6 protein-coding genes are annotated in these 4,390 nt (G+C 41.8%); 2 read left to right on the top strand and 4 right to left on the bottom strand.

The genetic code is table 11. From position 1 onward, the window contains the following. Positions 1–42: 42 nt before the first annotated feature. Positions 43–165 carry a hypothetical protein gene (locus F6J94_RS30915; RefSeq protein ID WP_293047264.1) on the bottom strand — a complete coding sequence of 41 codons (123 nt, stop codon included), beginning with the start codon at positions 163–165 and terminating at the stop codon, positions 43–45. A 291-nt stretch (positions 166–456) separates the two neighbouring features. Here F6J94_RS30915 and F6J94_RS30910 point away from each other — a divergent pair, with 291 nt between their 5' ends. Then, positions 457–711 carry a hypothetical protein gene (locus F6J94_RS30910; RefSeq protein WP_293047262.1) on the top strand — a complete coding sequence of 85 codons (255 nt, stop codon included), beginning with the start codon at positions 457–459 and terminating at the stop codon, positions 709–711. Positions 712–1,001: 290 nt separating this feature from the next. On the opposite strand, the gene F6J94_RS30905 is transcribed toward F6J94_RS30910, so the two are convergent. Beyond that, the gene (locus tag F6J94_RS30905; protein ID WP_293047260.1) at positions 1,002–1,823 is read right to left on the bottom strand and encodes an Rpn family recombination-promoting nuclease/putative transposase; all 822 of its coding nucleotides are present in this window, start codon (positions 1,821–1,823) and stop codon (positions 1,002–1,004) included. 158 nt (positions 1,824–1,981) lie between these two features. Here F6J94_RS30905 and F6J94_RS30900 point away from each other — a divergent pair, with 158 nt between their 5' ends. Further along, on the top strand, positions 1,982–2,518 hold the full coding sequence (locus tag F6J94_RS30900) for a Uma2 family endonuclease (RefSeq protein WP_293027167.1): 537 nt from the start codon (positions 1,982–1,984) through the stop codon (positions 2,516–2,518). 95 nt (positions 2,519–2,613) lie between these two features. Here F6J94_RS30900 and F6J94_RS30895 read toward each other — a convergent pair whose 3' ends face one another. Together F6J94_RS30895 and F6J94_RS30890 are read right to left on the bottom strand one after the other, a co-directional pair. Beyond that, positions 2,614–3,405, bottom strand: coding sequence for a DUF4058 family protein (locus tag F6J94_RS30895; RefSeq protein WP_293047258.1), 792 nt, complete (start codon positions 3,403–3,405; stop codon positions 2,614–2,616). Positions 3,406–3,520: 115 nt separating this feature from the next. Continuing rightward, a complete protein-coding gene (locus tag F6J94_RS30890) occupies positions 3,521–4,132 on the bottom strand; it encodes a Uma2 family endonuclease (protein WP_293027173.1) in 612 nt (203 codons plus the stop codon). Positions 4,133–4,390 lie beyond the last annotated feature (258 nt).

Here is a 4,390-nt window from a genome sequence, read left to right as displayed (position 1 = left end):
CTTGAATTGTGTTGAATAACTCACCGATTATCTTTAAGTTAACTATATAGTATTAACTACTAGATGCCTGAAGCCCCATCTCGATTTATTATAACACAGGAAAATATAGGGAGTCGGGAATCGGGAATCGGGAGTCGGGAGTCGGGAGTCGGGAGTCGGGAGCAAAAATTATCACAATTTATTACTTTATTAATTTAATAGTTCCAGCGTTATCGATAAAAATAATCAAAAAAAAAAAAAAACGCGATTCTCTGAAAGATACGCTACGCGAAGGCTAACATTTTAATTCGGTACTATTTCCCCGATTATACATTCTTAATTGTACATTATTAATTCCATTTTATAACCGTACATTTTCTTTCAATTACCCCTCCAAAAAAAAATCTAAAATTCCTTGACAAACAAAACTATTATAGTTAGGATTATAAAGGTAAACCTTAAAACGTTTTTTTTACTATGTCCGACAACTTTCGCCCTAACCCAGAAAACAATCCTGAAGAGATTACTCCTAGTAATACTCCTCAAGAACCTTCCAAAAAAAAATACCCGATTAAGCACATTTTGAAGGGCTCCCGCCGGGCAATAACCAACACCATCCATACCCTTTATGCACGAGGTTACGCCCAAGTTGACGAGTGGAGCCCCCTTCAACCAACTGAAATTCCTGGCGAATTCATCACGGTAATGACAAAATACTTAATGCTGGGTTAAGGGCTTAAATTTTGGGGGGCTTTGCCCCCCTGGCCAAAGGCCAATCACATCGGATCACGTCCGAATGGGTTTACAACGTTGAGACATAGGTAACAATTCCTAGCCGTGGAAGGTATTTCTGCGGCTATTTTTTTTGGTTAGAATGTAGAATTAAGAATGTAGAATTAAGAATGTAGAATTAAGAATGTAGAATTAAGTGCGATCGCTCTTGTCTGGTGGGCAAATCGACATGAAAACTGATTACTTGGTCAAACTTTCATAATTTGCCCACCCTACTCCTTTCAAACCGCTCAACCTTCTCGCAGCTTCTCAATTTCCTCTACAGGTAAGCCAGTAGTCTGGCTAATCGTTTCATTATCTAACAGAGGCAAAAGTTGGCGTGCTATTTCGTTCTTAGTTTGTTTTTCTGTAAAAATAACTAGCCCTTGTTGGTCATGAATAAACATCTCTCTTTTTCCTAATTCCTCCAAATCTTTCCTACTTAAATTTGCCTCAGAAGCAATCCCAAATGCCTGTTTAAACTCCGGTTTTTCGGCCATTTGCGGTGGCACCGATTCTAACAAAGGTGCATTTTTTAAAAAATACATCCACAACTCATCGAGTTGCTCTAACTCCTCCAACTGCTTCTCAAACTTCGGTAGTTCCACAAACACTAACTGCAAGTGATTTTCGATGTAGTTGATGTTGGTAGTTTCTTCTCGTAACTTGAAATTAGAAATTATCTGATTATGCTCAGGAAACATGACAAAATCGGTAATCGTCAGAGCAATCACTGGCTTGAGATAACGGTAGCCTTCTCCTTTACCTAACTGTAGAGAGTAAGCTTTAGTAGCATTGTATAAAACTCTTCTGGCAAAGGATTCTACCTGCAAAACCTGCATTTCAATAATCACCAAAGAACCATTACTGAGTTTGGCCTTGACATCGAGGAAAGAGTCTTTGAGGATTGGAAGAGGAGAAGACTGATAAGGGTCAATAATTTCCAAATCTTGGATCAGAGGTTGATTGTGGTAGACCAGAGCATTGAGAAAGCTAATCAGAATCGGTTTACTTTCCTGGGATCCAAAGATTTTTTTGAAGGCAAAGTCGGTTTTGGGGCTGATAAATGTCATTACTTAGTTCTCCACTAAACGTGGTATACTATAAGTATACTATCTAAACTATATCCAATTTTTTTATTGACCAAAAATCAGATGTTGGTGCCTTACATTGACGGGCTGTACCAGGCGCTCAGAGGCGATCATTTAAGCATTCTTCAGCTAACTTAATTATGCAATCACCTAGCATTACTAACTCCTTAGATGCTTTTCTCCAACAACCCAACATAGAAGCTTCTCCTGCTTGGGAATTCATCCATGGACAGCCGAAGCAAAAACCGATGCCAACATTGTTTCATTCCCGCCTCCAGCGCAACCTCGTAAACGCCATCAACAATCAAACCCATGCTTGCGTTGCGATTCAAGAACTCCGGTGCATCATTCCTCCCTTATCCCCGGTACCAGATATTGTGGTTGTTAAACGCGATCGCTTCCAGGATCAAGATGGCCCCCTGCAAGGTTCACCGGACTGGTTAATTGAAATTCGCTCCCCTGACCAAAGCACATTAGACCTACAGAACAAAATTCTGCACTGCTTGAGCAACGGCACTAAGCTGGCTTGGCTAATCGATATTCAGCGACAGCAAATTTGGGTTTGGGAAAACCAGGAACTACCACTGGTGTTTGCCGGAACTGACATACTCCCGACCCTTGACACTATCTCAGACTTTACAGTGGAAGCAGTCATCGCCATGACCCGACAGCGATAACTGAGGGGGATTACTCGCTCTTGTCGGGTGCGTTTTTCGTTCGTTACGCTCACCCTAACACACTGTTTATTTAGCAAAACAAATAGCATTCCACTCTAGTGCGATCGCAATTGTTGCTCCGTCAACCATGTATTCACCCAAACCCGGTCGTCTTCCGACAATTGCGGTAGTGGCTCTTCATTATAATCTATTAGTAAATCATAACTAGCTTGGTCGTAGATATTACTCAATAATAGCTGTAAATCTACTAATGGTTCTGTATCTCCAGACTTCAGCGGTAAAGGAAATGAGGGGATAGGATCTGGTAAATTAAATCCATACAAATCAGCTTGAGGACGACGGTCTCCTCGACTGACTAAAATTCGATAATGGGTTTCAATATTGCTGTGATAAACTGGCATTGGTTGTCCCTTACGCAGTAAATCAATTTCTACTAAATGAGTGAAACTGCCTAAAAACTTATTTCGTTTAGTCTCATATTGCTGGCGTCCTTCCCCAGAACGTTTATTAATGGGAGAGAGGATTTCAATAGCTGTTACTACTTCTTTGGTAGCTACTTCTCGCACTTCTAAATAACCTTGCTTAATGGTTTCAGGTACAGGAACTTCTACTGTTTGGGGTTGAGTTGGAGCTTGTGCAACTGCAACATTAGTCATTGGTTTTTTAGTTGTCGCCCGTGAACCTTTGACAGTTAAATCGGGAATGCCAACTAGTAGGGATTCTTCCCCAATGGTTTCATACATGCGCACTTCAACACCAACTCTGTATTTTGGACGCAGTTGAGGAGAAAGGGATCTGGCTAGTTCAACAATGAGCCAGTGATGTACTCCTGGCCAAACTTCTGGATGTTCTAGGTAAGGGTTCATCCCTGGAAAAGGGGAAGGCATAAAATTTCCTCCTCGGTGCTTAGAGCGTTCAACTTAGAGCATTCAGCATTCAGGTTTTAGAACTTAGCTGACAGCTGACAGCTAACGGCTGATGGCTAAAAGTCTATTACTTATTCTAAAGCGCACCATTCAACACTTGTTGTGCCGAAAGCTGTAACCCCGGAAAAATAGTTGATTCAATCAACTCATCCCTGACAAAAACCGTTTCCTCATAAAGATCATCCACCAACTGCAACACCACAACCTGCTCTTTGAGCGGATCGACAATCCAATATTCGCGAATTTCCAGCAAGTTATACTCCACTCGTTTGCTGCGATAATCCGTCGTCCGAGTCGATTCGCTAACCACTTCAACCACCAAAAAAGGTGGCGATTCGTTGAGACGAATGATCGCCTCTCGATCCAGCATTCCCTGCCATTGCTCCAGTGTTGCCACCGTCACATCTGGAATCCGCGCTGTATCCCAACGTCCCCCACGGGGCGACTCGATCGCGAAGCGCTGCTGCAAGCAGATGGCAATAAACCCTTGCTTAGAAACCCAGGCTAACCCCTGAGCCTGAATTTCAGCCCGATATTGATCGTTGAGAAACTCAGTAATTGCACCATGTTGTCCTTTGGGTTGAGACATGGCAATCAGTTCCCCATTCACCAGTTCATAACGCCGATCAGTGCCATCGTTGTAGCTTAAGTAGTCTTCGAGGCTAAGCAGTGCAGTAGTGGCAGTCATCGGAGTTTTCCTAAGAAGCCATTTTTTTGATAATACTAGTTTAGCAAAAAATGGGTTAGAAACTGTCATTTATAGCGATTTGCCGATAAGTTAATTATGAAAATGGGGCAAAAAAGATAAAGTTTACTTTTTAATTAGCAATAATAAATAACTTAGGTTGGATGCCAACTGCTTTATTCCCTATTCCCTTCCCCCCTTATTAAGGGGGGTTAGGGGGGATTCCTTTTCCCTGTTCCCTAAAAACCCATAAATATGTAA

Origin of the sequence: Moorena sp. SIO1F2, assembly GCF_010672755.1 — a bacterium.
In the GTDB taxonomy this organism is placed as follows: Bacteria; Cyanobacteriota; Cyanobacteriia; order Cyanobacteriales; family Coleofasciculaceae; genus Moorena.
This window is presented reverse-complemented; position numbering and strand designations above follow the sequence as displayed.